We start from the raw sequence: 22,755 nt of genomic DNA on the forward strand, positions 1-22,755 counted from the left end.
AAGTATAGAAAAAGAACGATGATTTTCGCGAAGAATTTCATCGTTCTTTTTTCATGGCCTAGGATTTAGTTTTTTCCCAGACACATTTTTGTTATGAACTATAAGTTAGGATCCATCTTGAAGCGAAGAGGTGAATCGCCAGTTTGCTTGGTGATTAATTTAGCAGACAATTCTTTGAAAATATCCGTAGCAGTTTTAGCCATCTTTTCGTTAGCTTCATTAACAAGGCCAATTCTCTTAGCTGGATCACTTTCTTTAGCTAATTTTTGATCATATTCGTAACGCAGACGGGTAGTCTTTTCTCTAGCTTCGTCTTGGGCATTGCTTAAGTCTGTTCCATATTTATTCCAATCGCGGTCAGCTAAGGTGCTTGCCAGTTTAAATACCCAGTAAGCAGAGTTAGTGCTGTAAGTTTCCTTGCCATATTTATACATAGTAGGGACCTTAGTTCCTTGTGGGTAAAATGGAACATAAACGCTTTGTGCAGCTATACCCATTGCTAACCAATGAATCATGTTTTCACCGTTTAATTCTAATAAGTGAGACTCTTGGGTAGTAGCAACAGAAATAGGTCTAAATGTCGCATTATTCTTGTTCTTAGGATTAGTTAAATCATAAGGCGTATTTTGGTAATGATTGCTCAATACGGCTTGTGCGTCTTGAATAGAAATTGGCTTGTCCGGTTTTCTAATAAATGGCAAGTCAAAATCTTGTGGTTCTTGCTCGACAGATGGAGTTAATAATTTTTGCCCAATCCAGACACGAGGTGTGTTGTAATGCAAGTCGCTATCGTCATGTGTGCCAAAGATTTCACGCCAGTTAAAGACGGCATCTTTAGGCCATAATTGATTTTGGTAAACAAAGTCTTTTAGATCTTTTGAATACATAAAATCATTACCATCGAAGACGACAGCTTGGATTGCCAATTGGTTAGCAACTACTGCGTAAGAGTCGTCAGGAATTCTTTGAGCAACCCAGTGATGGCCTGAACCGATTTCCATATACCATGCTTCATCTGGGTCACTGAATAAAATACCGTCTGCTTCAGCAGCACCATGCTTTTCGACGATTTCACCTAAACGTTGTACGCCTTCGCGGGCTGTTTTAACGTATGGCAAAACAACGGTTACCATGGCTTCTTCTAAAATACCTTTTTCTGTATCAAAAGGATCAACTGCTAATACTCGTTCATTGGCATATGCACTTTCAGTAGCACTCATTGCTACATGATGTTCATTGATACCATCTTCTTCAAAGAAGCCATACTTGTCTGTCCATTCTGGTGTTGAAGAATATGAAAAAATAGTTTCAGGTAAATCCATTTCAAATTTGTTATCTTTTGATTTGAAATGGTTATTTTTTACATTATCTTGATGCGGATTAAATGCAAGATGTTTGGGCCAAGCGGTTTTAGCATCTTCATTACGACCAATAATTACGCTTCCTGTGAGAGAAGCCTTCTTACCAATAAGAATAGAAGTACACGATGAACGTCCGATTACATTATTCATAAAAAATCACGCTTTCTAAATCGCATTTGTAACATAATTATAATGTAATTGTATTAATTTTTATATTATATTAAAAATATGTAAAAAAAGGAGATCTTAACATGAGCGAAGGACCAGAAGATAAATCAATCGAGCTAACGACAGATTATGCAGATCATACTATTAATATGAAATTTTCAGATAATCTGACTGACGATCGTGAGCGGGGCTATATTCTTTCTGCAGCTTTCTTTTCATTTTGTGCTGCACAAGGATTAGATAAGCAAGCAGTTATTGAAATGGTGTCATCACATTATGATCAATTTACTGGAGACAACGGATCATCGCTATTCAAGCGATTATAAAAATGACAAAAATGTATTGCTTAGGCTTGCATTTGTTATTTATTGGATATATGATGTATATGAAGATAAAAATAACAAGCGTATTGAAAAGCACATGCTTAACAAATGATTGAGGTGTATTAAAATGGCAAGAAAAAAAGAAATAAGCAAAGATAAGATTTTAGATACTGCTTATAAGATGGCTATTAAAGGTGGAATTGAAGGATTAACTGCTCGTAGTATTGCTAAGGCAGGACATTTTTCAACCCAACCTTTATATCTAGAATTCGATAATATGGGAGATCTTCGTAATCAAGTATTGAAGAAAATTTCTTCAGATTTAAGAACTCACACTTTACAACAAAAGTTTACTGGTGAGCCTTTAATCGACTTGGATTTATCATACATTGATTTTGCACAAAAGCATGTCAACTTGTTCCGTGCAATGTTTGTTGATGGTAAATTCGGTAGCAAGATTATTGCTGATACTTTGATGGATCTTGGAATTGAAAAGTTTAATGAACAATATCCTGATACTGGATATGATAAAGACAAGATTAATGACATTGTAATTGCTAACTGGATTTCAACTACCGGTATGGCTGCATTAGTTGTTAACGAAATTGCAAGTTTCAACCAAAATCAAATTATTAATGTTTTGAATGCTCAAATCCATGATGCAATGCTTAACGATCGTCTTAGCGAAACTGAGGAAAATCCTATGTTTGCTGCAGATGACGAAGCATCTCTGAAGGATAACTTAGCATAATATTTCATCAATCATCTGTGCTTTTTAATGAAAAAAGACGCTTCACAATTGTGGAGTGTCTTTTTTTACTGTTAAAATTCAGATATTTTTGTGGCCATTAAGTTATAATTATATATAGTAAAGGAATTTTCGAAAGGTGGTTTTTATGAAGGTACTCGCTTTATCTGGTTCAAATGCAGATAACTCATTTAACGAAAAATTACTCAAAGTTATTATCAAAAATTTAGATTATAAATACGACTTCGTCTTTGCAACTGTTAAGGGCTTACCAATGTTTAAAGAAGGTGTTGAAGCTCCTAAAGAAATTTTAGATTTAGGCGAAAAAGTAGGAGAAGCTGACATGATCTTAATCGGTTCTCCTGAGCAACAACACTCAGTTACAAGTGCTTTAAAGAGTGCACTTGAATGGCTTTCTAGTTCAGTTCATCCTTTCCATGACAAGCCAGTTGTGATTGTTTCAACTTCACCAATGCCTCAAGGTGGTGCTCGTTCTCAAACTCGTTTAAAGAGTATTTTGGCTGCTCCTGGTTTTAGTGCTCACGTATTTAACGGCGATGAATTTATGATGGGAATTGCACCACAACAATTTGACGAAGAGGGCAATTTAACCGAACCAGGTACGCTTAAGTTTTTGAATCACTTCTTTGATGAAGTAGATGATTGGTATGCACAACTTACTAAGTAGGGGGCTTATTTAAATGAAATTATTAGTAGTCGTTGGTACAAATGCTCCATTTTCATATAATCGTTTTTTAGCAAAATTTATTGCTAAGCGTTATGCAGATAAGGCTGATTTTGAAGTTAAAGAAATTGATCAAATTAAGCCTTTCTCTAGAACGGATGAACCTGATGAAGCTACCAAGAATTGGATTGAAGATATTAAGAATGCAGATGGCGTAATCTTGACAACACCTGAATATGATCATGCTATTCCTGCAGCTCTTAAGAGTGCACTTGAATGGCTTGGCTCACATGCTGGCCCTGACGTAATGAAGATGAAGCCAGCAGCAGTTGTTGGTACATCATACGGCATTCAAGGTTCAAGTCGTGCTCAAGAAGATGCACGAGAAATTTTGCTTTCACCTGATATGAGTGCCAACGTATTACCAGGCAATGAAATCTTAATTGGTGGCGCTGCAAGAAACTTCGATAAAACTACTGGTGATCTTTCAAATGAAGATTACATCAAGCAATTAGATGTAATGATGGACAATTTCATTAAGTTTGTAGAACAAGCAAATAAATAATTTTGCCAGTTATCTAACTCAATAGTAAAATTACCGGATAGAAAACTATCCGGTTTTTTCTCAAAAAATGTAATGGGGTGAATTAAATGGTGAATCCAGTTGTTTTGTCACTAGAGCAAGTTCGTAATCCGCGTGATTTGGGCGGCTATATTGGTGATCATGGACGTAGAGTAAAAATGCATCGTTTACTGAGAACGGGGAAGATCAGTAATATAACGCTGCATGATCAGCAATTCTTGCTTGATTATGGTTTGACCAAAATCATTGATTTACGTTCGCCATTAGAGTGTCATAAGATGCCTGATAGTAAAATTCCGGGCGTAGAACACATTGATTTATCTATTTCGACTGATGATAATACGCAAGGAGGCAAAAAAGACCTTGCTAAGACATTTGAAATTTATCGTCATGACCAATATGCTGGCTTTAAAATGATGTGTGATCGCTATCGTTCACATGTATTAAAAGAACACGCTCAAAATAGTATTCATAAAATTTTAGAAGTTTTAGCCAATACTGAAGATGGTGCAGTGTTGTATCATTGCTCTGAAGGTAAAGATAGAACAGGTATTGTTACCGTAGTTGTTCTTTACCTATTGGGTGTTGATATGGAAACTATTAGGCAGGATTATTTATATTCAAATTATATGCTAAATGACTATCGTGCTTTACGGGATAAAAAGATGCAAGAAGAAGGAGAAAATTTATGCTTCCGTGCTAATATACGTATTTTAGGTTCCGTATCCGATGCATTTTTAGATACTGCATTAATTGCAATTGAAAAAGACTTCGGTAGTATCGATAATTATCTTAAAGAAAAAATTGGCGTAACGTCGGAATTGCGTGATAGATTACGTGAATTGTATTTAGAAAACTAGGAATTAAAATGATTAAAGATTTAGCATTAGAACAAGTAGTAGGCCATCACCATGCTTTAGGTACATCGATTACTTTGCAAATATTTGGGACACAGGATCGAAGCCTGTTGAAAAAATCTTTTGATTTAATTGATCATTATGAAGATATTTTTACTGTTAATCGTGATCAATCTGAAGTAATGGATATTAACCATGCCTCAGGTGAGCATCCTGTTCAAGTTTCAAGTGCAGTCTACAGCCTAGTGAAGTTAGCCGTAGAAAAAAGCAGAGAGAATTTTGGCTTTAATGCCTTAATTGGACCAGTAGTAAAATTGTGGCACATTGGTTTTAAAGGTGCCCATGTTCCAAAAGATGAAGAAATCAAAGATAAGATGTTACTGACGAATCCTTTTAAGGTGGAATTAAATGATCAAGATCAAACTGTTTTTCTTCAAATGAAGGGGATGGAACTGGATCTTGGTGGTATTGCCAAGGGCTGGATCGCCGACCGCATTCGTGATTTATGGCTAGCATATGGTGTTGAAGCAGGGATTATTAATTTAGGTGGTAATATCCTTCTGGTAGGCGATTCACCTAAGCGAGACAATGGTAAATGGGTGATTGGGATTCAAGATCCTAAAGAGCCTCGCGGCGACAATATTACCTCTGTAATGGTAGGAGAATGTTCAGCTGTGACTAGTGGTACGTATGAGCGTTACTTAGTAGTTAATGGACATAAGTATCATCATTTAATCGATCCTAGAACTGGTTATCCTGTAAAAACGGATTTGTCAGGCGTAACTACTTTTACCAAAACATCCGTGGAAGCAGAAATTGAATGCAAGAGATTATTCTTTGCAGGTCATCCGCTAAAAGGCTGGCATGATGATCCTGACCGTGTTGGGGCAATTTTTGTTTATAATGATGAACATGTTGAATATGATAATTTTAATCAATAAAAAATAGGACTAAGCAAATTGTTTGTTTAGTCCTATTTTGTTTAACCAACGGTCTTACCGATGTTGAAGATACTGTTGAAGACGCCGTTAGAAAGTCCAGGTGTACTGTAGATAATGAAGCGTAAGAAGCTAGAATCTATTGTTTGTTGCATGAACCATGGATTTTGCAATGCATTGAACATGGACAAGACAACGTAGACTACGAAGTAACTGGCTACTAGGGATGCCAAAGCTCCTAAGACATTGTCTAAAAGGCTGCCAAGATTAGTGGCATGTGGATTTTTAGCAGGAATCCAGCCCTTAAATATTTTCATGATCATCTTACCAACGAAGAAGATAATGAAGAATGCAGCAAAACGTGCAATCATTAATTCAACATTAGTTGTTGAATTGCTTCGAATCATTTCTCCTGTAACTTGGGTGTAAAGCCAATTGCCAAACGGATTTTGCATAAAAATTGCGACCATAAAGACAATAGCGGAACAAATTAAACCAATAATATATCTGGTAAAACCGGTTTTATAGCCTGTATAGGCTTTATAAGCTAAGTAAGCCAAAACAATTAAAGTAACAACCATTTTTATTTCTCCTTTGCGGAATATTATACCCTATTTTGCATGCGACAAAACTTTGACGATTGCAATGAAATAGTTGATAATTGTAAGGACGATTTCTCTTTACTAATAAGTATAATTAGCGTTAAATTTAGAAGTGTGAAACAAGGTTTCACGGGTGAAAAATGAATCCTGAAAAATTTATTTTAGAATTATCAAAACATAATTTTGTATTAACTGATAAACAAAAAGAGCAATTTAAACTTTATTTTAAATTCTTAATTGAAGTCAATGAGCATGTTAACTTGACTCGAATTACGGAAGAAAATGAAGTTTATCTCAAACATTTTTATGATAGTGTTACGCCACTCTTTGTTTTTGGCGATGTTTTTAAAGATGGTGCTACTCTTTGTGATGTCGGAGCTGGGGCCGGATTTCCTTCGATCCCATTAAAGATTTTAAAGCCATCTCTTAAAGTAACAATTGTTGATTCGCTGGCTAAAAGGCTGACTTTTTTGAAAGATTTGATTGCTAAATTAGATTTGGATAATGTGGAGTTAGTTCATGGCCGTGCTGAAGATGTTGGTCAAAATAAGCTTTATCGCGAAAAGTTTGATATTGTTACTGCACGGGCTGTAGCCAAGATGAGTGTTTTAAGCGAATATTGTCTACCATTGGTTAAAAAAGATGGTTATTTTGTAGCTCTTAAAGGACCAAAAGCTGAAGATGAACTGGATGAAGGACAAAAGGCACTTGCAGTTCTCGGAGGTAAATTAATTAAAGATGAAGAGTTAACTTTGCCAGGAACTACAGAAGAAAGAACTTTGGTTTTGGTTAAAAAAGTTAAAGAAACGCCAAAGAAATACCCTCGTCAAGCGGGGACGCCGCGGCGTAAACCAATATGTTAATAGGAGGATGAAAAATGTCATTATTTTCTTTTATGCATCATGATGAAGAAATCCCCAAGAATAAGCAAATTCAAGATCTTGAGTTAGATAAGATTGTTCCTAATCAATATCAACCACGACGTCAATTTTCTGATGATTCAATTAAGGAATTGGCGGATACTCTTGATCAAGATGGATTGCTTCAACCGATTGTAGTACGTGAAGATGGTGATGATCACTATGAGATTATTGCAGGTGAACGTCGCTACCGTGCTGCTAAGAGTTTAGGCTGGGAGACTATTCCTGCCATTGTCAAAAACATGAATGATGATCAAGCAGCTTCTCTTGCTTTAATTGAAAATTTGCAACGTGAAGACTTGAATCCTATTGATGAAGCTAAAGCCTATACTAATTTGATGAAATTAAATGATTTAACTCAAACTGCTTTGGCTAAAGATATGGGTAAGTCTCAATCATATGTCGCAAACAAGTTGCGTTTACTTAAGTTAGATGATGACGTGCAAACTGCTTTGGTTGAAGGAAAAATTACTGCTCGTCATGGCCGTGCTCTTTTAAATCTTGATGATGCTGATCAAAAGCGAGTTTTAGCTGAGATTGAAGCTAAAGGCTTAAATGTAAAGCAAACTGAAGAAATTGCTAAAGATGTGGATGCTTACTTTAATCCTCAACCTAAGAAAAAGGAAAAAGCAGAACAAAAGCGTGTTGTTAACCGCATTCCAAAGGACCTTAAAGTTCAAATTAATACCATTAAGAAGGCTGTTAAGTTGGCTAAAGATTCAGGAATTAAAGTTAAAATTAAAGAAGATAAAAATCCAGATGATTACAAAATCACCATTGAATTAAAGAGAAAGTAGAAAGGATGGAAAATATGGTAAATGTAATTTCGGTTGCTAACCAAAAAGGTGGCGTGGGTAAGACCACTACTACTATCAATTTAGCAGCCTCAATTGCCGACCGTGGTTACCGTGTTTTAATTGTGGATATTGACCCACAAGGAAATGCCACCTCTGGTTTAGGAATTGAAAAATCAGAGATTGACCAGGACATTTACAATGTTTTGATTGACGAAATTCCAATCCAAGATACAATTCATCATACATCAATAGCTAAGTTAGACATGGTTCCAGCAACAATCAATTTATCAGGTGCTGAAACTGAATTAATTAGCATGATGGCACGTGAAACAAGATTGAAGTCAGCTTTAGATGCAATTAGTGATCAATATGATTTTATTTTTATTGATTGTCCTCCTTCATTAGGTCAACTTTCAATTAATGCTTTTACTGCGTCTGACTCAATTTTGATTCCAGTTCAAAGTGAATATTATGCTATGGAAGGTTTAAGTCAGCTTTTGAATACTATTCGTTTAGTACAAAAGCACTTTAACAAGGACTTAGGTGTTGAAGGCGTCCTTTTAACTATGTTAGATGCTAGAACCAATTTAGGTGCAGAAGTAGTTAAGGAAGTTCAATCATACTTTAGTAAAAAAGTTTATAAAACAATTATTCCAAGAATCACTAAATTGGCAGAAGCACCAAGTTATGGTCAGCCGATTACCGAATATGCTCCAAGATCTCGTGGTGCTAAGGTATATGATGATTTAGCAAAAGAGGTGTTAAAAGCTCATGGTAAGAGACTCCAGAAGTAAAGAAAATAGAAAAAAAGGCGGATTAGGTCGTGGTATCGAAGCTTTATTTGATGATGAACCACAAATTGAGGAAACTGAAGAAGTTCAAGAACTCAATTTAAGTGAGATTCGCTCTAATCCATATCAGCCTAGAAAGCGATTTGATGATAAGAGCCTGAAAGAATTATCTGATTCTATTAAGGAAAATGGCGTTTTTCAGCCTATTATCGTCCGCAAGTCTGTTAATGGTTATGAGATTATTGCAGGTGAACGGCGCTATCGTGCATCAAAATTAGCTAAGAAAAAGACCATTCCTGCAATCGTTCGCAAGTTTGACGAAAGTCAAATGATGGAAGTAGCCGTCTTAGAAAACTTGCAACGTGAAGATTTGACCCCACTTGAAGAAGCACAAGCTTATGAAATGCTACAAAAGAATCTGGGTTTAACTCAGGAAGAAGTTTCTAAGAGAATGGGCAAGTCTCGTCCATACATTGCCAATTATTTACGTTTATTGACTTTGCCAAGCAAAACTAAGCGTTTATTGCAACATGGCGAATTATCAATGGGTCAAGCTAGAACTCTTTTAGCTTTAAAAGACAAAGATAAAATTGATAGTTTAGCCAAAAAGGTGGCCCAAGAAGGGATACCTGTTCGTAAGGTTGAAGCCTTGGTCAATGAAATGAATGCCAAAAAGCCCCAAAAGAAGGCTATTAAAAAGTCAGCCTTTATTAGAGCAAGCGAAAACCAATTGTCTAATAAATTTGGCGCAAGCGTTAATATTTCAGAGACTAAAAAGGGTAAAGGTCACCTATCAATTGATTTCACTTCTGCCGAAGAGTTGAATAGAATTCTTGATTTGTTAGGTGTTGATTTAGATGACTAAAGAAATCACTTATAATTTAGCTGATACAGTTCAAATGAAAAAGTCTCACGCATGCCAAGTCAACGACTGGGAAATTTTGCGTATGGGTGCTGATATTAAGCTGAAGTGTATGGGATGCGGCCATATGGTTATGATGCCGCGTAGCGAATTTAATCGGAAGATGAAAAAGGTTTTAACTAAAGCTAATGATCCGGTTAATGCAAAAAAAGAGCAATATGTGCCAAAAGATCGTATCGCTCGCCCTAATTTTAGATAAAATAGACAAGTAAGATAAAATATTAAAATAGTTTTTTAGAAAAAGAGGACAACAAATGTCATTAACTGCTGGTATCGTTGGTTTACCAAACGTTGGTAAGTCAACTTTGTTTAATGCGATTACTAAGGCTGGTGCAGAAATGGCTAACTACCCATTTGCCACCATTGAACCAAATGTCGGGATGGTTGAAGTTCCTGACAAGCGTTTAGCAAGAATCCAAGAATTAATTCCTGCTAAGAAGATTGTGCACACTACTTTTGAATTTACCGATATTGCTGGTTTGGTAAAGGGTGCTTCAAAGGGTGAAGGTCTTGGTAACAAATTCCTCGAAAACATTCGCCAAACTGATGCTATTGTTCACGTAGTTCGTGCTTTTGATGATGACAACATTACCTCAGTTACAGGTAAGGTTGATCCAGAAGAAGACATTAATACTATTAATTTGGAACTTGCAATTGCTGACCTTGATGCTGTTAACCGTCGCATTAACAAGGTAAAGAAGGTTGCTCAACAAGGTGACAAGGAAGCTAAGGCAGAAATGGCTGTACTTAACAAATTGCAACCAGTTCTTGAAGAAGGTAATGCTGCTCGTTCAATCGACTTTAATGAAGATGAACAAAAGATTGTTAAGGGCTTATTCCTTTTGACTTCTAAGCCAGTTATTTATGTTGCTAACATTGCTGAAGATTCAATGGCTGATCCAGAAAGCGATAAGTACTACCAAATCGTTAAGAAGCACGCTGAAAACGAAGGTGCTGAATGCTTGGGTATTTCTGCTGCAACTGAAGAAGAAATCGCTGGCATGGCTGACGATGAAAAGAAGGAATTCCTTGAAATGGAAGGCGTTGAAGAATCTGGTTTGGACCGTTTGATTCGTGCCGCTTACCACATCTTAGGTCTTAGAACCTTCTTTACTGCTGGTGGTCCTGAAACTCGTGCATGGACTTTCCACAAGGGTATGAAGGCTCCACAAGTTGCTGGTGTTATTCACTCAGACTTTGAACGTGGCTTCATTCGTGCAGAAGTTGTTTCCTTCGATGATTTAGACAAGCTTGAAACTATGCAAAAGGTTAAGGAAGCTGGTAAGTTGCGTCTTGAAGGTAAGGACTACGAAGTTCAAGATGGTGACATTATCGAATTTAGATTTAATGTCTAGGAGGAAGAATGGCTGAAGAGACAAAAAAAGAACAAACAGCTTCAAATATTGATAGCGAAAAACAAGCAAAGTTAAAGCGTCAAACTGAAGCTGACAATCAAGATGAAAGAATTAAACAAATGGATCCAAAGGAATTACGTAATAAGTTAAGTAATAAAAATCAAGATTACGTTTTTCGTTTGGAAAAAGAATTGCAATTGCAAGGTTCAATTTCTCGTGCCGAAGCAGTAGAGATGACTGATAAACTATTAGGTGAAATTGTAGTAGCACAACGTCATGGACAACCAGCTAATGGTTTATACTTAGCTTCGCCAAAGATTAAGGCAGAGCAAATGCTTCATCCGGATAAGAAGCCCGTTGCAACTCCATTTTGGCAATTAGCTATTGATGGTGCATTAATGTATCTTGCAATTTTTGTTGGTTTGTTTGGAGTCGTTGCTTTATTTGAAACTAAACAACCTAAGAATTCACAAATGGGTATTTTAACCTTAGCCAGTGTTGGTATCGTAATGGGCATCGGTATGGTGAAATATAATGACTGGATAATGCCTAAAAATGGTAAGCGCCAATCATGGGCTAAAATCATTTTAGGGATGATAGGCGTTGTTGTCGTATTATTCGTCTGGATTTGGTTACTATCTCTTCCAGGCTTAAGACCTATTAACCCGGTATTGCCAGGTGAAGTAGATATTATTATTGCGGCAGTTGCATTTGGTGCTCGTTACTTATTCAGAAGATATTACAAGATCACTGGTTCACCGTTTGCACCAAATATGCAACGCAAATAATTTGCTTCTTTTTTAAAAAAAGTACATACTTAATTTAATAACGTCAAAAAAGATAAATAGGTAATAGCCTATTTATCTTTTTATTTATGAAGTGCATGGAAAGGTGGGTCTATATGGTCAAAACACTAAGCAAATCGATTAGACAATACAAAAAATTGTCATTGCTCTCACCATTATTCGTTATTGGTGAAGTAATTATCGAAATGCTGATTCCATATTTGGTCGGAATTTTGATTGATAATGGAATTATGAAGGGGAATATGCCCTATATCAGTAAAATGGGGTTGTTATTACTGATAATAACTATAGTTTCACTGATATTAGGTGCGAGTGCGAGTTATGTTTCCGCACATGCTGCAGCGGGTTTTGCATCTAATTTACGTAAAGATATGTTCTACCATATGCAGGACTATTCTTTTGAAAATATTGATCGTTTCTCAAGTGCCAGTTTGGTTACGCGTTTGACTACTGATGTTAATAACGTACAAATGGCATATCAGATGATTATCAGAATTGCGGTTAGAGCACCAATGATGTTCATCGTTTCAATTGTGATGTCTATCATAATTAGTCCAAGATTATCTTTGATTTTCTTAGTTATAGGCCCAATTTTTGCGATTCTATTAGGATTAATTATTAAAGCAGCATATCCATATTTCCCTAAAATTTTTAGAGGATATGACCGTATGAACCAAGTCGTTCGTGAAAATGTTCGGGGTATTCGCGAAGTAAAGACTTACGTTCAAGAAAAAGATCAGATTAAACAATTTGAGAAGTCATCAGGCTTTATCTATAAGTTATTCGCTACCGCACAAAAGATTATGTCTTTAAATGCGTTAGTTGTAGCGGCTGTTTTGAACATTTCAACTTTGGCTATCTGCTGGTTTGGTGCTAAAGAAGTTGTTGGTGGCAGTTTGCAAACTGGTCAACTTATCTCAATGTTTACTTATTCAAACTCTGTTTTGTTCAGTTTGAATATTTTAGCTATGATTACTACGCAATTAGTTGTTTCAGGTGCCAGTGGTCGTCGTATTGCTGCCGTCATTACTGAAAAGCCAACTATTGAAAATCCTAAAAAGCCACTTAAGCGTTTAACTAATGGTGAAATTATTTTTGATCATGTAAGTTTTAAATATGAACTAGCTGACAAGACTGATGCGTTAAATGATATCAATTTGCATATCAAATCGGGTGAAACTCTAGGAATTATCGGTGAAACTGGTTCTTCTAAGTCAACTTTGGTTTCAATGATTCCGCGTTTATATGATGTAACGGCAGGTGCCGTTCGTGTAGCGGGTCATAACGTTAAGTCATATGATTTAAAGACGTTGCGTGATAACGTTGCGATGGTTTTGCAAAACAACGTTTTGTTCACTGGTACAGTAAAAGATAATCTCAAATGGGGTAACGAAAATGCAACCGATGAACAAGTTGTAGCTGCAGCTAAGATTGCGCATGCTGATGGCTTTATTCGTGAAATGCCGGATGGTTACGATACCATGATCGAACAAGGTGGTAATAACGTCTCTGGTGGTCAAAAGCAGAGAATTACTATTGCGAGAGCCTTGCTTAAGAATCCTAAGATTTTAATTTTGGATGATTCAACTTCAGCTGTTGATACCAGTACTGAACGTGAAATTAGAACTTCTTTGGCTAAAGACATGCCAGATACAACGAAGATCATCATTTCACAAAGAATTGTTTCAATTAAGGATGCTGACCGCATCATCGTGATGGATCACGGTAAAATTCAAGATATTGGAACGCATGAAGAATTGATGAAGACTAATGAGCTTTATAGTTCAATTGCTAAGTTCCAAGAAGAACAAGGAAAGTAGGTGAGCGTTATGGATCAAGCAGTAGATAATAAAAATCAAACTAAGGACAATCGAATTAAGATTTTGATGCGTTTGCTTAAATTAGTAAACAGTACAAGTCCATGGATGCTCATCATTTCCATGATTACCATCGTTTTAGCAGCGGCAAGTAATGTTATCGGTTCATTATTTATTGAACGATTAATCAATGATTACATTATTCCGCTAACTAAGGAAAAGGTGCCAAATTATGGTCCACTTGCAACTGCTATTGAGGTAATGTTTGGTATTTATGCCATTGGATTTTTGTCTAACTATTTGTTCAACATGTTAATGGGTGTGTTAGCTCAAAAGGTACAATTCCGTGTTCGTAACGAAATGTTCACCCACATGGAAAGCTTGCCAATTTCATACTTTGATCAAAATGAATTTGGCGATATCATGAGTCGTTATACTAACGATATCGATACCTTGATGCAGATGATTTCACAGTCCATTCCACAATTTACTAACTCAGCTTTAAGTTTGATCTTCGTTGTGGTAGCGATGTTCTCACTTAGCTGGCAACTTACTGTATTTTCATTCATTATCTTTGCCATGTCATTTGGTATCGTGCGTTTCTTGACTTTAAGATCAAGTCACTACTTCCAAGTTCAACAGAAGAAGTTGGGACAAATCAATGGTTATAACGAAGAAATGCTTAATGGGTTAAAGGTTATTAAGGTCTTCAGTCATGAACCAGAATCTAAAACAGGTTTTGATAAGTATAACGAAGAATTGCGTCAAGCTTCAGGTAAGGCCAACACCTATGCCACTATCCTTTTCCCAATCATGGGTAACATGGGCAACTTGCTCTATGTTTTAATTGCCTTTGTTGGTGGTGCTGTGGCTATTAACGGCTGGGCTCCATTATCTCTTGGTGCTATTGGTTCATTCTTGCAATTATCAAAGCAGTTTAGTATGCCAATTGCCCAGATTTCACAACAGTTGAACTCAATTGTGATAGCTTTAGCCGGTGCCGAAAGAATCTTTAATTTGGAAGATCAAGCTTCTGAAACTGACAATGGTGATGTTACAATTTCACGAGGTGCTGAAGTCGGCAGTATGTGGAATTGGAATGTTCCTGAAAAAGATGGTTCTGTTAAGAAAGTACCGGTTCGCGGACACATCATTTTTGATCATGTTAATTTTAGCTATGTTCCAGAACACCAAATTTTGCATGATATTTCAATCAATGCCAAGCCGGGGATGAAAGTTGCCTTGGTTGGTGAAACTGGTGCTGGGAAGACTACCATTTCAAATATGTTGAACCGATTCTATGATATTGATTCAGGTAAAATTACGTATGATGGTATCCCGATTAAACAGATCAAGAAGGATGATTTGCGTAGATCACTTTCAATTGTTTTGCAGGAAACACACTTGTTTACTGGCACTATCATGGATAACATCCGCTTTGGTAATCCTGAAGCTAGTGATGATGATGTTTACCAAGCAGCTAAATTGTCACATGCCGATGAATTTATTCACGATCTTGATCATGGCTATGATACTGTGATTGATGGAGACGGTGGAGATTTATCACAAGGGCAAATGCAGCTGCTCAGTATTGCGAGAGCGATGATTGCTGACGAACCTGTAATGATCTTGGATGAAGCAACCTCAAGTATTGATACTAAGACCGAAAAGATGGTTCAAGCAGGTATGGACAACTTGCTTGCTGGACGAACTAGTTTTGTTATCGCCCACCGTTTGTCAACTATCGTAAACTCTGATTTGATCTTGGTACTTGATCATGGTCATATCATTGAATCTGGTAACCACGAAGAGCTATTGAAGCAAAAGGGTTACTACTATGAGCTTTACACTGGTAAAAAAGAAATTGAATAGAAGTAAAATAGAGCACAAGTTGCTCTATTTTTTGTATTTTTCTAAAAAATAGCTTTACCTTTCAGCCTTTTATTGAAAAATAGTAAAATATAGACCATAGGGTCTGCTACACTAGTAGATAAAGATACAGACTATAATCAATTAGCAAAATAAAGAGAGGGGTTTTCTTTATGAAAATCTTAGTTGTTGATGATGACAAGGAAATCGTAGAATTATTAAGCATCTATCTGAAAAATGAAGGTTATGAACCAATTGCGGCATATAGCGGCAAAGAAGCAATTACTAAATTAACCACGACTCCAGATATCGCTTTGATGATACTGGATATAATGATGCCAAATATGTCAGGAATTGAAGTAATTAAGGAAGTCAGAAAAGATTCAGATATTCCAATTATTATTGTTTCAGCTAAGACTGGCGACATGGACAAGATTCAAGGGTTAATCACCGGTGCCGACGATTATGTATCTAAGCCATTCAATCCACTTGAAGTAATGGCTAGGGTTCGTTCACTTCTTCGTCGTAGTCAAAAACAAGTTAAAGATGATGAACCAGATGTTTTGGAGGTAGGTCCATTAGTTATTAACCGTGATTCACACGAAGTTAAAACTATTGATGGCAAAGCAATTCAATTAACTGCTCTTGAATTTGGTATTTTATATCTTTTAGCTAGTCATCCTAACCGGGTATTTTCAGCAGATGAAATCTTTGAACGCGTATGGCAACAAGAATCTATTGTTTCAGCTAAAACTGTTATGGTTCACGTTTCACACTTGCGTGATAAGATTCAAAAAGTTACCGGCGGTGAAGATGTCATTCAAACTGTTTGGGGCGTAGGATATAAAGTCGAGGCGTAGTTAATGAAAAAAGAACGCGTCAAGCTTACTGGCGCTGAAAAAAGTGAGTTGTTTGCAGAAGGAGTGGTAACCATCGTCCTTCTGCTTTTGTTAAATTTATCAATTATTATTCTGATTCACCTGGCTATTTTGCAAGATGAGAGCTTAGTTAATGGCATTTATTTTTTGAAAAAAACAATGACATTTGCTGGTGGGTATCATCTTTGGTCTTGGCAGAATACGTTTATTATTTTGATGGGGATAGGCGATATTGTCGTTTTATATTGGCGACTGATTAGACGCTATCATCAAATGCAGCTACGTCACGTAATTTCAGAATTGCATTATATTGCAAGTGGACACTTTGATCATCGAATCAACTTTCGAGTTCGTCCAGATTTGCAACATGTGGTTGATTCTATTAATTCTTTAGTTGATAGTACGGTTAATTCAATTAATGAGGAACGTGCAATTGAACAGTCAAAAGATGAATTGATTACCAACGTTTCGCATGATATCAGAACGCCGTTAACTTCAATTATTGGTTATTTGGGATTGTTGAAAAGTGGGGTTGCCTCACCAGAAGATCAGCAAAAATACGTTAACATTGCGTATACTAAGGCTGAGCAGATGAAGTCTCTTGCCAATGATTTATTTGAATATACTACCCTTAAATCTACTAAGTTGAATTTGAGCAATTTACATATTTATTCAATGTTAGAGCAAGTTGCTGCGGGATTTGAACTAGAAGCTGAGAAAAAGGGCATAGAAATTAAAATTGAAGCTCGGCCCAAAAATTTAATCATTAAGGCTGATGCAGAAAAATTAGTGCGAGTTTATAATAATTTGATTTCTAATGCCTTTAAATACGGTATTGGCGCTACGCAGATTAAATTAGTGGCTAATCTAGTAAATAAACGTGAAGTTGAATTACGTGTAGAAAATAATGGTGAACCTATTCCGAAGAAATCATTGAAAAAGATATTTGATCGTTTTTACCGCGTGGAGACATCGCGCAATACAAAAACTGGTGGTACAGGATTGGGACTTTCTATCACCAAGGGTGTGGTTGATTTGCATCACGGAACTATTAGATGCGAATCGGATAAGAATTGGACAAGTTTTATTATTCGTTTACCACTTAATCCTAAGAAGGCAAACAGCAAGGGCTAGCTGTGTTATAATTTTGACTGAAATGTTTTAATACAACGAGGAGAAAAAATGAGTATTTCTTTAAATACCTGTATTTTAATTTTAAAAGAGCATCATTTACTTAAGTCAAGTGCAGTACAAGATACTGTAGCAACCAAGATGGAATACGTGTCATATGATTCACGTGATATCCAAACTAACACTTTATTCTTCTGTAAAGGTGCAGGCTTTAGACCAACATATTTATCAATGGCTAAAGATAATGGAGCAATCTGCTACGTAGCTGAACAACCTTATCCAGAAGGTAAAGGGATGCATGCATTGATCGTACGTGACGTATCAAAGGCAATGGCATTACTTTCAGCAGCATTCTTCCGTTTTCCACAAGATGATTTGTATGTAGTAGCATTTACTGGAACTAAGGGTAAGACTACTTCTGCATACTTTTTAAAGGGAATGCTCGACCAAGCTAATGGCGGCAAGACTGCTTTGATTTCATCAGTTAATGACGTTGTTGGACCAAAGCCAGAAGATAGTTTTAAGTCTAGTTTGACTACCCCAGAAAGTTTGGACTTGTTCCGTGACATGCGTACTGCTGTTGATAACGGAATGACTCACTTGGTAATGGAAGTTTCAAGTCAAGCATACAAGAAGAATCGTGTCTTTGGTTTAACTTATGATTTAGGTTTCTTCTTGAATATTAGTCCAGACCATATTGGACCAAATGAACACCCTAATTTTGCAGATTACTTACACTGCAAGTTGCAATTATTGGTAAATTCACGCAAGTGTATTATCAATGCAGAAACTGCTCACTTCAATGAGGTTTACGCTGCAGCAACCACTACTACTAATCCTGATAGCATTTACTTATTTGCTAGAGAAGATTTTGAAAATCCGGATTTAAAGGTACCAATTGACTTCAGATTTGCTTCTCAAGAATTAGATATGAAGGAAACTCGCTTCAAGTTATTCTGCTCTAGTGATAAGGCACGTAAATTACCAATCAACGGTGACTATACTTTGAAGATGCTTGGTGACTTTAATGAATCAAACGGTACTGCTGCGATTATCGGTGCTGGTCTTGCAGGCCTTAACCATGATCAATGTGCTAAGGGTATTCGTGATGTAACTATTCCAGGTCGTATGCAAACTGAAAGAACTAAGAGCCACGGAATGGTTGTAGTTGACTATGCACACAATAAAGCTTCGATGATGGCTTTAATGAACTTCATGCAAAGTGAATTTAATAATCCTAAGATTATTGTGGTCGTTGGTGCACCTGGTGATAAAGGGGTATCTCGTCGTCCAGGCTTTAGTGAAAGTTTAAGTGCATATGCAGATAAAGCATTTTTGACTACTGATGATCCAGGATTCGAAGACCCTAAGAGTATTGCCGAAGAAATAGATTCAGGTATCGATCACTCTAAATGCGACGTTACAATTGAATTAGACCGTAAGAAAGCTATTCATGACGCGATTGCTATGGCTGGTCCAGATGATGTAGTCTTAATCTGCGGCAAGGGTGCAGATGCATTCCAAAAGATTCGCGGCGTAAATACTCCATATCCATCAGATATCGTAGTTGCTCAAGAAGTGATCAATGAATTAGAAGGTCAAAAAGAGCATTTTAGAAAGTAGAAGATAAGATGAAACATTTCTTTAGTATTATTGGTGGGATGGGAACCATTGCCACTGAAAGTTATGTTCGTTTAATTAACCATCGAGTAAAAATTGCGCGAGACCAAGATTATTTAAACTATATTTTGGTTAATGATGCTCAAGTTCCTGATAGAACTGCTTATATTAAGGATCATTCTAAGCCTAACTTCTTTTATGATTTAAAAGATGATGTAGAAGGCCAGGATAAGCTGGGAACAGACTTTTTGGTAATGCCATGCAACACTGCGCATTATTTCTATGATGATTTGGCAGCACTTACTGATAAGCCATTCTTGCATATGATGCGGATTGCAGTGCACAATTTTGTTGATAATTATCCTGATGAAAAGAAAATTGGCTTAATTGCTACAGAAGGGTCAATTTATGATCATTTATATGCCGATGAAATTCAAAAAGTTGGCAGGACGGTAGAATTAGGTGGTCCTGAGATTCAGCCGATGGTCAATGAATTGATTTATTCTGATATTAAAGAAAAAGGCATTGTTGATCATGACTTGTATCACAAGATTTTGAAAACAATGCATGATAAGTATGGCTGCAACGTTATTTTGCTTGGTTGTACTGAATTATCTTTAGCTCAAGAAAAGGCACCAGATCATCCTTATAACGTGATTGATCCGCAATCAATTATTGCTGACGTGTCAATTGAGGTTGCGCTTAAGATTCGTCACGGGATGGATCCTGAAGAAGCATGTAAGAAATATATGTATAAGTAAAAAATACCGAATCAGTGCGAAGCTGGTTCGGTATTTTGTTGGACTATAATTTACAATATTATAATATAGTAAATCGTAATATTGTAAATAGGTTATATGAGAGAATGAATGATTTAATAGATGTTTAGAACACAATAGTAAAAGAAGATTATCATGTCCCCTGGGGAATGGCTGCGCTTTATGAAGGCATAATTGCGACGATTTTTTGCCAGGCTTTTCGTTGATTAGAGAATTAATTTTGAAGGTTCATTTTGATTTTTTAGGACTATAATAAGAGCAAATGAAAAATCAAAGAAGGTCTCAAAATGTATCAAGAAGATGAAAACGACTTGAAGATTTGGCTTTTGAATAATATTACTGATTTGTTAGTAAACGAAAATACTAAACCAGAAGAACGCAAAGTTTTGCTTAATGCTAAGCATCAACTCGAAACTGGCGAATCAGCTAACTATGTTTGCAACTTAATTCGTGTTGGTCTTGATCCTTTAAGCTGGCAAAGCAAGTTATCTAAGGGTGTGACTGAATTTCACTATGAGATTGCTAATGGTGTTCGCCCTGTCTCTCATCAAGCAGGAGCACTTGGTGGTGCAGCCTTAGGCTTGGCCTTTTCGGGCATTGGTAGAAGATAAAACAGAAATTAAATATAAGAAAATAGCTATTAACCTAAAATGGTTTGATAGCTATTTTTTTGCACCTCAATATAAAATTATATATTTACAGCCAGTAATTATCGTAATACAATAAAATTAATGAGAGGTAGATAACTCTATAGGGAGGAATGAATTATGAAAAAGTTTATCCTGAATCTAATAACGGTAATTAGCTGGATTATTGAAATATTTATGTGGTTTTCAATTGCTGTATGTACACTCATGGCAGGATCTTTTGTATTCTTATTAGTTAAAATGCCAGATGTAATCAGAGAAATTGCTAAAGAACCTGGTTTACGCCAGTATAGTAGTCAATTTTGGCATATACTACCATTTTTTATGATTATTGGTTTGATAGCTGTTATTTTCTTTAATCTTGGCATTCATAATGTGCGGCACTTGATCAAGAATATCAAGCAAGAAGTTTACTTTGATCAGGCTAACCTGCATGAATTGAAGCAATTGTTAATTAGATCAATTGTTTATACAGTGTTGTCAATTATTTCCTGGGCAATTATCTTGCCAATGGACAGCACACCATTTTATCCTAATGCATATATTGCTGATCTGGTATTTATTGCGATTGTCTATGTTGTCTACTTGATTTTTAAGCATGGCTTAGCCTTACGTGATGACACTAACAAGATTATTTAGGAAGGGAGAATATAAATGAAAAATAAAGTTTTTAAATTACTTAACATCGTAGCCTGGATTGGCGAAATATACTTTGTTTTGATGGCGATCTTCTATTTGATCTTTTTAGTTGCTGCAGTCATAACGCCCGGAACGCAAGGCTGGATTCGCCAGATGATGATTACTCCATTTTTTAAAGTAAGCAATGGTCCTTCAGCATGGATGGTGATTGCTGTGGCATTAATTGCCGATATTGTGATGATTGTAATTGTTCATTATTTACAAAAAATGATTGTAAATTTAAATCAAGAGAAGTATTTTGAACAAGATAACCTGCAATTATTGCAGCGGTTGCTGGCGACTGTAGGTATTTATACTATACTAAATTGGGTCAATGTCTTGTTGATTTGCGTGACTGGTGAATTTGCTAAAGCAGACCAGCTTTCTAGTGAATGGGTAGCAAGTAGCTGGAATGCCTTAATCTTTTTAGCAATTATCTATATTATTTATCTAGTATTTAAATCTGGTTTAAAGCTGCAACAAGAATCAGATACTTTTATTTAATAGGGATGAAAACAGATGATTGAAGTAACTGTTGACTTTATGCTGTTAAAAAGAAAGATGAAGTCAAAAGATTTAGCTAAAGAAATTGGGATTACACCGGCGAACTTGTCTATTTTGAAAACAGGTAAGGCACATGGTGTTCGTTTTGATACACTTAGCAAAATTTGTAAGGCATTAGATTGCCAACCTGGTGATTTGCTTAAGTATGTGCCAGATGATGAAGATAAAGGTGAAGATGATGAAAAATAAAAATGAATTTTCAGCTTTAAAATTATTTATTTCAATGCTAATTGCTTGGGCAATAGTATTTGTCGGAGCCTGGGCTGGTAAGGGTTTTAGTGCAGACTTTTTTGCAATGCCACGTTTTGTCGTAGTACTAGTTACTTCTGTTGCCGGTGCAATTGTAATTGGACCAGCGATTTATGGCTTTTTGTATATTGGCGGGAAGCATGATAAATAAAATCCATTAGTGAAATTTTGAATTAGATATTGACAAATTAAGCAATAGATATTAGTGTATTAGTTAAGTGATACAGATGCGGAAGGACGTGTGGACATGGTCATTATGATAGTTGCAAACATAGTTTTAGTTTATTTAGCTATTTGTTTTTTAGTCAGTATGGCTAGAACAATTGGAGCAAAGCGTGAAGAATGGCATGTCTACAATGGACAAGGCATGAGCTTTGGAGAGGCTTTTGTAAGATATTTCATTGAAGATATCACGCTGGGCCAGATAACGATTTAGGAGGTGTACGTATAATGATGTACTTACTATATATTTTGATTGGTTTATTGATTGTTCTAGGTGTTAATTTAGCAATTACCGCATTTTGGGCAGTGCATGATATGTACGTACACCGAGATCGAGAAGACCAAGATTTCACTACTTTTAAAAAATATTTTGTTAAAAATAATAATATTCCAACTAAAATGTCAGATATTTTCAATTAACGAAGCCGCCGCAAGGCGGTTTTTT

General features: G+C 36.2%; 28 protein-coding genes. 26 read left to right on the forward strand and 2 right to left on the reverse strand.

Annotated features, from left to right (window positions below; all coding sequences use genetic code 11):
- Positions 1-98: 98 nt before the first annotated feature.
- Positions 99-1,511: a C69 family dipeptidase gene (locus tag JEM49_RS09730; RefSeq protein WP_201874844.1), complete on the reverse strand. Its 1,413-nt coding sequence runs from the start codon at positions 1,509-1,511 to the stop codon at positions 99-101.
- 101 nt (positions 1,512-1,612) lie between these two features.
- Here JEM49_RS09730 and JEM49_RS09735 point away from each other — a divergent pair, with 101 nt between their 5' ends.
- The 6 genes from JEM49_RS09735 to JEM49_RS09760 all read left to right on the forward strand — a co-directional run bounded on the left by JEM49_RS09735 (position 1,613) and on the right by JEM49_RS09760 (position 5,666).
- On the forward strand, positions 1,613-1,855 hold the full coding sequence (locus tag JEM49_RS09735) for a hypothetical protein (protein WP_087176204.1): 243 nt from the start codon (positions 1,613-1,615) through the stop codon (positions 1,853-1,855).
- 124 nt (positions 1,856-1,979) lie between these two features.
- Complete coding sequence (locus JEM49_RS09740) at positions 1,980-2,603, forward strand: TetR/AcrR family transcriptional regulator (protein ID WP_098043958.1); 624 nt, start codon at positions 1,980-1,982, stop codon at positions 2,601-2,603.
- A gap of 145 nt (positions 2,604-2,748) precedes the next feature.
- The gene (locus tag JEM49_RS09745; RefSeq protein WP_191335685.1) at positions 2,749-3,288 is read left to right on the forward strand and encodes an NADPH-dependent FMN reductase; all 540 of its coding nucleotides are present in this window, start codon (positions 2,749-2,751) and stop codon (positions 3,286-3,288) included.
- Between the two features lie 13 nt (positions 3,289-3,301).
- The gene (locus JEM49_RS09750) at positions 3,302-3,850 is read left to right on the forward strand and encodes an NADPH-dependent FMN reductase (RefSeq protein WP_025005914.1); all 549 of its coding nucleotides are present in this window, start codon (positions 3,302-3,304) and stop codon (positions 3,848-3,850) included.
- Between the two features lie 86 nt (positions 3,851-3,936).
- Positions 3,937-4,728 carry a tyrosine-protein phosphatase gene (locus JEM49_RS09755; RefSeq protein ID WP_087176207.1) on the forward strand — a complete coding sequence of 264 codons (792 nt, stop codon included), beginning with the start codon at positions 3,937-3,939 and terminating at the stop codon, positions 4,726-4,728.
- Positions 4,729-4,736: 8 nt separating this feature from the next.
- Entirely contained in the window at positions 4,737-5,666 is a 930-nt protein-coding gene (locus tag JEM49_RS09760) for an FAD:protein FMN transferase (protein ID WP_098036408.1), read from the forward strand.
- 41 nt (positions 5,667-5,707) lie between these two features.
- On the opposite strand, the gene JEM49_RS09765 is transcribed toward JEM49_RS09760, so the two are convergent.
- Positions 5,708-6,244 (reverse strand): CvpA family protein, encoded by a 537-nt coding sequence (locus JEM49_RS09765; RefSeq protein WP_025005912.1) that lies wholly within the window; start codon positions 6,242-6,244, stop codon positions 5,708-5,710.
- A gap of 161 nt (positions 6,245-6,405) precedes the next feature.
- On the opposite strand from JEM49_RS09765, the gene rsmG reads away from it, so the two are divergent.
- From rsmG to JEM49_RS09865, 20 genes are all read left to right on the forward strand, one after another.
- Complete coding sequence (gene rsmG / locus JEM49_RS09770) at positions 6,406-7,128, forward strand: 16S rRNA (guanine(527)-N(7))-methyltransferase RsmG (RefSeq protein ID WP_025005911.1); 723 nt, start codon at positions 6,406-6,408, stop codon at positions 7,126-7,128.
- A 14-nt stretch (positions 7,129-7,142) separates the two neighbouring features.
- Positions 7,143-7,982: a nucleoid occlusion protein gene (gene noc, locus JEM49_RS09775; protein ID WP_098036411.1), complete on the forward strand. Its 840-nt coding sequence runs from the start codon at positions 7,143-7,145 to the stop codon at positions 7,980-7,982.
- Positions 7,983-7,996: 14 nt separating this feature from the next.
- Positions 7,997-8,776 (forward strand): ParA family protein, encoded by a 780-nt coding sequence (locus JEM49_RS09780; protein WP_098036426.1) that lies wholly within the window; start codon positions 7,997-7,999, stop codon positions 8,774-8,776.
- Positions 8,754-9,638: a ParB/RepB/Spo0J family partition protein gene (locus JEM49_RS09785; protein ID WP_087176210.1), complete on the forward strand. Its 885-nt coding sequence runs from the start codon at positions 8,754-8,756 to the stop codon at positions 9,636-9,638. Before JEM49_RS09780 ends, JEM49_RS09785 begins: the two co-directional genes overlap by 23 nt.
- Positions 9,631-9,894 carry a DUF951 domain-containing protein gene (locus JEM49_RS09790; protein WP_025005907.1) on the forward strand — a complete coding sequence of 88 codons (264 nt, stop codon included), beginning with the start codon at positions 9,631-9,633 and terminating at the stop codon, positions 9,892-9,894. The genes JEM49_RS09785 and JEM49_RS09790 overlap by 8 nt, the downstream gene beginning before the upstream one ends.
- Positions 9,895-9,949: 55 nt before the next feature.
- Positions 9,950-11,050 carry a redox-regulated ATPase YchF gene (gene ychF, locus JEM49_RS09795; RefSeq protein WP_201874845.1) on the forward strand — a complete coding sequence of 367 codons (1,101 nt, stop codon included), beginning with the start codon at positions 9,950-9,952 and terminating at the stop codon, positions 11,048-11,050.
- 8 nt (positions 11,051-11,058) lie between these two features.
- On the forward strand, positions 11,059-11,838 hold the full coding sequence (locus JEM49_RS09800) for a DUF1129 domain-containing protein (protein ID WP_201874846.1): 780 nt from the start codon (positions 11,059-11,061) through the stop codon (positions 11,836-11,838).
- 113 nt (positions 11,839-11,951) lie between these two features.
- The gene (locus tag JEM49_RS09805) at positions 11,952-13,676 is read left to right on the forward strand and encodes an ABC transporter ATP-binding protein (RefSeq protein WP_201874848.1); all 1,725 of its coding nucleotides are present in this window, start codon (positions 11,952-11,954) and stop codon (positions 13,674-13,676) included.
- A gap of 9 nt (positions 13,677-13,685) precedes the next feature.
- On the forward strand, positions 13,686-15,545 hold the full coding sequence (locus JEM49_RS09810) for an ABC transporter ATP-binding protein (protein ID WP_201874850.1): 1,860 nt from the start codon (positions 13,686-13,688) through the stop codon (positions 15,543-15,545).
- Between the two features lie 170 nt (positions 15,546-15,715).
- Entirely contained in the window at positions 15,716-16,402 is a 687-nt protein-coding gene (locus tag JEM49_RS09815) for a response regulator transcription factor (RefSeq protein ID WP_201874852.1), read from the forward strand.
- Positions 16,403-16,405: 3 nt separating this feature from the next.
- Positions 16,406-17,554: a sensor histidine kinase gene (locus tag JEM49_RS09820; protein WP_201874854.1), complete on the forward strand. Its 1,149-nt coding sequence runs from the start codon at positions 16,406-16,408 to the stop codon at positions 17,552-17,554.
- A 48-nt stretch (positions 17,555-17,602) separates the two neighbouring features.
- Positions 17,603-19,174: a UDP-N-acetylmuramoyl-L-alanyl-D-glutamate--2,6-diaminopimelate ligase gene (locus JEM49_RS09825; RefSeq protein ID WP_087176214.1), complete on the forward strand. Its 1,572-nt coding sequence runs from the start codon at positions 17,603-17,605 to the stop codon at positions 19,172-19,174.
- Between the two features lie 8 nt (positions 19,175-19,182).
- Positions 19,183-19,932: an aspartate/glutamate racemase family protein gene (locus JEM49_RS09830; RefSeq protein ID WP_201874855.1), complete on the forward strand. Its 750-nt coding sequence runs from the start codon at positions 19,183-19,185 to the stop codon at positions 19,930-19,932.
- Positions 19,933-20,237: 305 nt separating this feature from the next.
- Positions 20,238-20,561, forward strand: coding sequence for a bacteriocin immunity protein (locus tag JEM49_RS09835; protein WP_025005897.1), 324 nt, complete (start codon positions 20,238-20,240; stop codon positions 20,559-20,561).
- Positions 20,562-20,717: 156 nt separating this feature from the next.
- The gene (locus JEM49_RS09840) at positions 20,718-21,236 is read left to right on the forward strand and encodes a DUF2975 domain-containing protein (RefSeq protein ID WP_098036413.1); all 519 of its coding nucleotides are present in this window, start codon (positions 20,718-20,720) and stop codon (positions 21,234-21,236) included.
- A 15-nt stretch (positions 21,237-21,251) separates the two neighbouring features.
- Positions 21,252-21,779 carry a DUF2975 domain-containing protein gene (locus tag JEM49_RS09845; protein ID WP_087176217.1) on the forward strand — a complete coding sequence of 176 codons (528 nt, stop codon included), beginning with the start codon at positions 21,252-21,254 and terminating at the stop codon, positions 21,777-21,779.
- 15 nt (positions 21,780-21,794) lie between these two features.
- Complete coding sequence (locus tag JEM49_RS09850; RefSeq protein ID WP_025005894.1) at positions 21,795-22,028, forward strand: helix-turn-helix domain-containing protein; 234 nt, start codon at positions 21,795-21,797, stop codon at positions 22,026-22,028.
- Complete coding sequence (locus JEM49_RS09855; protein ID WP_087176218.1) at positions 22,018-22,239, forward strand: hypothetical protein; 222 nt, start codon at positions 22,018-22,020, stop codon at positions 22,237-22,239. The genes JEM49_RS09850 and JEM49_RS09855 overlap by 11 nt, the downstream gene beginning before the upstream one ends.
- A 96-nt stretch (positions 22,240-22,335) precedes the next feature.
- Entirely contained in the window at positions 22,336-22,524 is a 189-nt protein-coding gene (locus tag JEM49_RS09860; RefSeq protein ID WP_025005892.1) for a hypothetical protein, read from the forward strand.
- Positions 22,525-22,538: 14 nt separating this feature from the next.
- Positions 22,539-22,730, forward strand: a complete 192-nt coding sequence (locus JEM49_RS09865; protein WP_025005891.1) for a hypothetical protein — start codon at positions 22,539-22,541, stop codon at positions 22,728-22,730.
- The last annotated feature ends 25 nt before the right edge of the window (positions 22,731-22,755 follow it).

The sequence above is a fragment of the Lactobacillus sp. A27 genome, from assembly GCF_016742815.1.
GTDB classification, from domain to species: Bacteria; Bacillota; Bacilli; order Lactobacillales; family Lactobacillaceae; genus Lactobacillus; species Lactobacillus gallinarum.

Bases quoted from the DNA above. Each gene is read 5' to 3' on its own strand.
- JEM49_RS09730 (WP_201874844.1), bottom strand. From the start codon at position 1,511: ATGAATAATGTAATCGGACGTTCATCGTGTACTTCTATTCTTATTGGT.
- JEM49_RS09735 (WP_087176204.1), top strand. From the start codon at position 1,613: ATGAGCGAAGGACCAGAAGATAAATCAATCGAGCTAACGACAGATTAT.
- JEM49_RS09740 (WP_098043958.1), top strand. From the start codon at position 1,980: ATGGCAAGAAAAAAAGAAATAAGCAAAGATAAGATTTTAGATACTGCT.
- JEM49_RS09745 (WP_191335685.1), top strand. From the start codon at position 2,749: ATGAAGGTACTCGCTTTATCTGGTTCAAATGCAGATAACTCATTTAAC.
- JEM49_RS09750 (WP_025005914.1), top strand. From the start codon at position 3,302: ATGAAATTATTAGTAGTCGTTGGTACAAATGCTCCATTTTCATATAAT.
- JEM49_RS09755 (WP_087176207.1), top strand. From the start codon at position 3,937: ATGGTGAATCCAGTTGTTTTGTCACTAGAGCAAGTTCGTAATCCGCGT.
- JEM49_RS09760 (WP_098036408.1), top strand. From the start codon at position 4,737: ATGATTAAAGATTTAGCATTAGAACAAGTAGTAGGCCATCACCATGCT.
- JEM49_RS09765 (WP_025005912.1), bottom strand. From the start codon at position 6,244: ATGGTTGTTACTTTAATTGTTTTGGCTTACTTAGCTTATAAAGCCTAT.
- rsmG (WP_025005911.1), top strand. From the start codon at position 6,406: ATGAATCCTGAAAAATTTATTTTAGAATTATCAAAACATAATTTTGTA.
- noc (WP_098036411.1), top strand. From the start codon at position 7,143: ATGTCATTATTTTCTTTTATGCATCATGATGAAGAAATCCCCAAGAAT.
- JEM49_RS09780 (WP_098036426.1), top strand. From the start codon at position 7,997: ATGGTAAATGTAATTTCGGTTGCTAACCAAAAAGGTGGCGTGGGTAAG.
- JEM49_RS09785 (WP_087176210.1), top strand. From the start codon at position 8,754: ATGGTAAGAGACTCCAGAAGTAAAGAAAATAGAAAAAAAGGCGGATTA.
- JEM49_RS09790 (WP_025005907.1), top strand. From the start codon at position 9,631: ATGACTAAAGAAATCACTTATAATTTAGCTGATACAGTTCAAATGAAA.
- ychF (WP_201874845.1), top strand. From the start codon at position 9,950: ATGTCATTAACTGCTGGTATCGTTGGTTTACCAAACGTTGGTAAGTCA.
- JEM49_RS09800 (WP_201874846.1), top strand. From the start codon at position 11,059: ATGGCTGAAGAGACAAAAAAAGAACAAACAGCTTCAAATATTGATAGC.
- JEM49_RS09805 (WP_201874848.1), top strand. From the start codon at position 11,952: ATGGTCAAAACACTAAGCAAATCGATTAGACAATACAAAAAATTGTCA.
- JEM49_RS09810 (WP_201874850.1), top strand. From the start codon at position 13,686: ATGGATCAAGCAGTAGATAATAAAAATCAAACTAAGGACAATCGAATT.
- JEM49_RS09815 (WP_201874852.1), top strand. From the start codon at position 15,716: ATGAAAATCTTAGTTGTTGATGATGACAAGGAAATCGTAGAATTATTA.
- JEM49_RS09820 (WP_201874854.1), top strand. From the start codon at position 16,406: ATGAAAAAAGAACGCGTCAAGCTTACTGGCGCTGAAAAAAGTGAGTTG.
- JEM49_RS09825 (WP_087176214.1), top strand. From the start codon at position 17,603: ATGAGTATTTCTTTAAATACCTGTATTTTAATTTTAAAAGAGCATCAT.
- JEM49_RS09830 (WP_201874855.1), top strand. From the start codon at position 19,183: ATGAAACATTTCTTTAGTATTATTGGTGGGATGGGAACCATTGCCACT.
- JEM49_RS09835 (WP_025005897.1), top strand. From the start codon at position 20,238: ATGTATCAAGAAGATGAAAACGACTTGAAGATTTGGCTTTTGAATAAT.
- JEM49_RS09840 (WP_098036413.1), top strand. From the start codon at position 20,718: ATGAAAAAGTTTATCCTGAATCTAATAACGGTAATTAGCTGGATTATT.
- JEM49_RS09845 (WP_087176217.1), top strand. From the start codon at position 21,252: ATGAAAAATAAAGTTTTTAAATTACTTAACATCGTAGCCTGGATTGGC.
- JEM49_RS09850 (WP_025005894.1), top strand. From the start codon at position 21,795: ATGATTGAAGTAACTGTTGACTTTATGCTGTTAAAAAGAAAGATGAAG.
- JEM49_RS09855 (WP_087176218.1), top strand. From the start codon at position 22,018: ATGAAAAATAAAAATGAATTTTCAGCTTTAAAATTATTTATTTCAATG.
- JEM49_RS09860 (WP_025005892.1), top strand. From the start codon at position 22,336: ATGGTCATTATGATAGTTGCAAACATAGTTTTAGTTTATTTAGCTATT.
- JEM49_RS09865 (WP_025005891.1), top strand. From the start codon at position 22,539: ATGATGTACTTACTATATATTTTGATTGGTTTATTGATTGTTCTAGGT.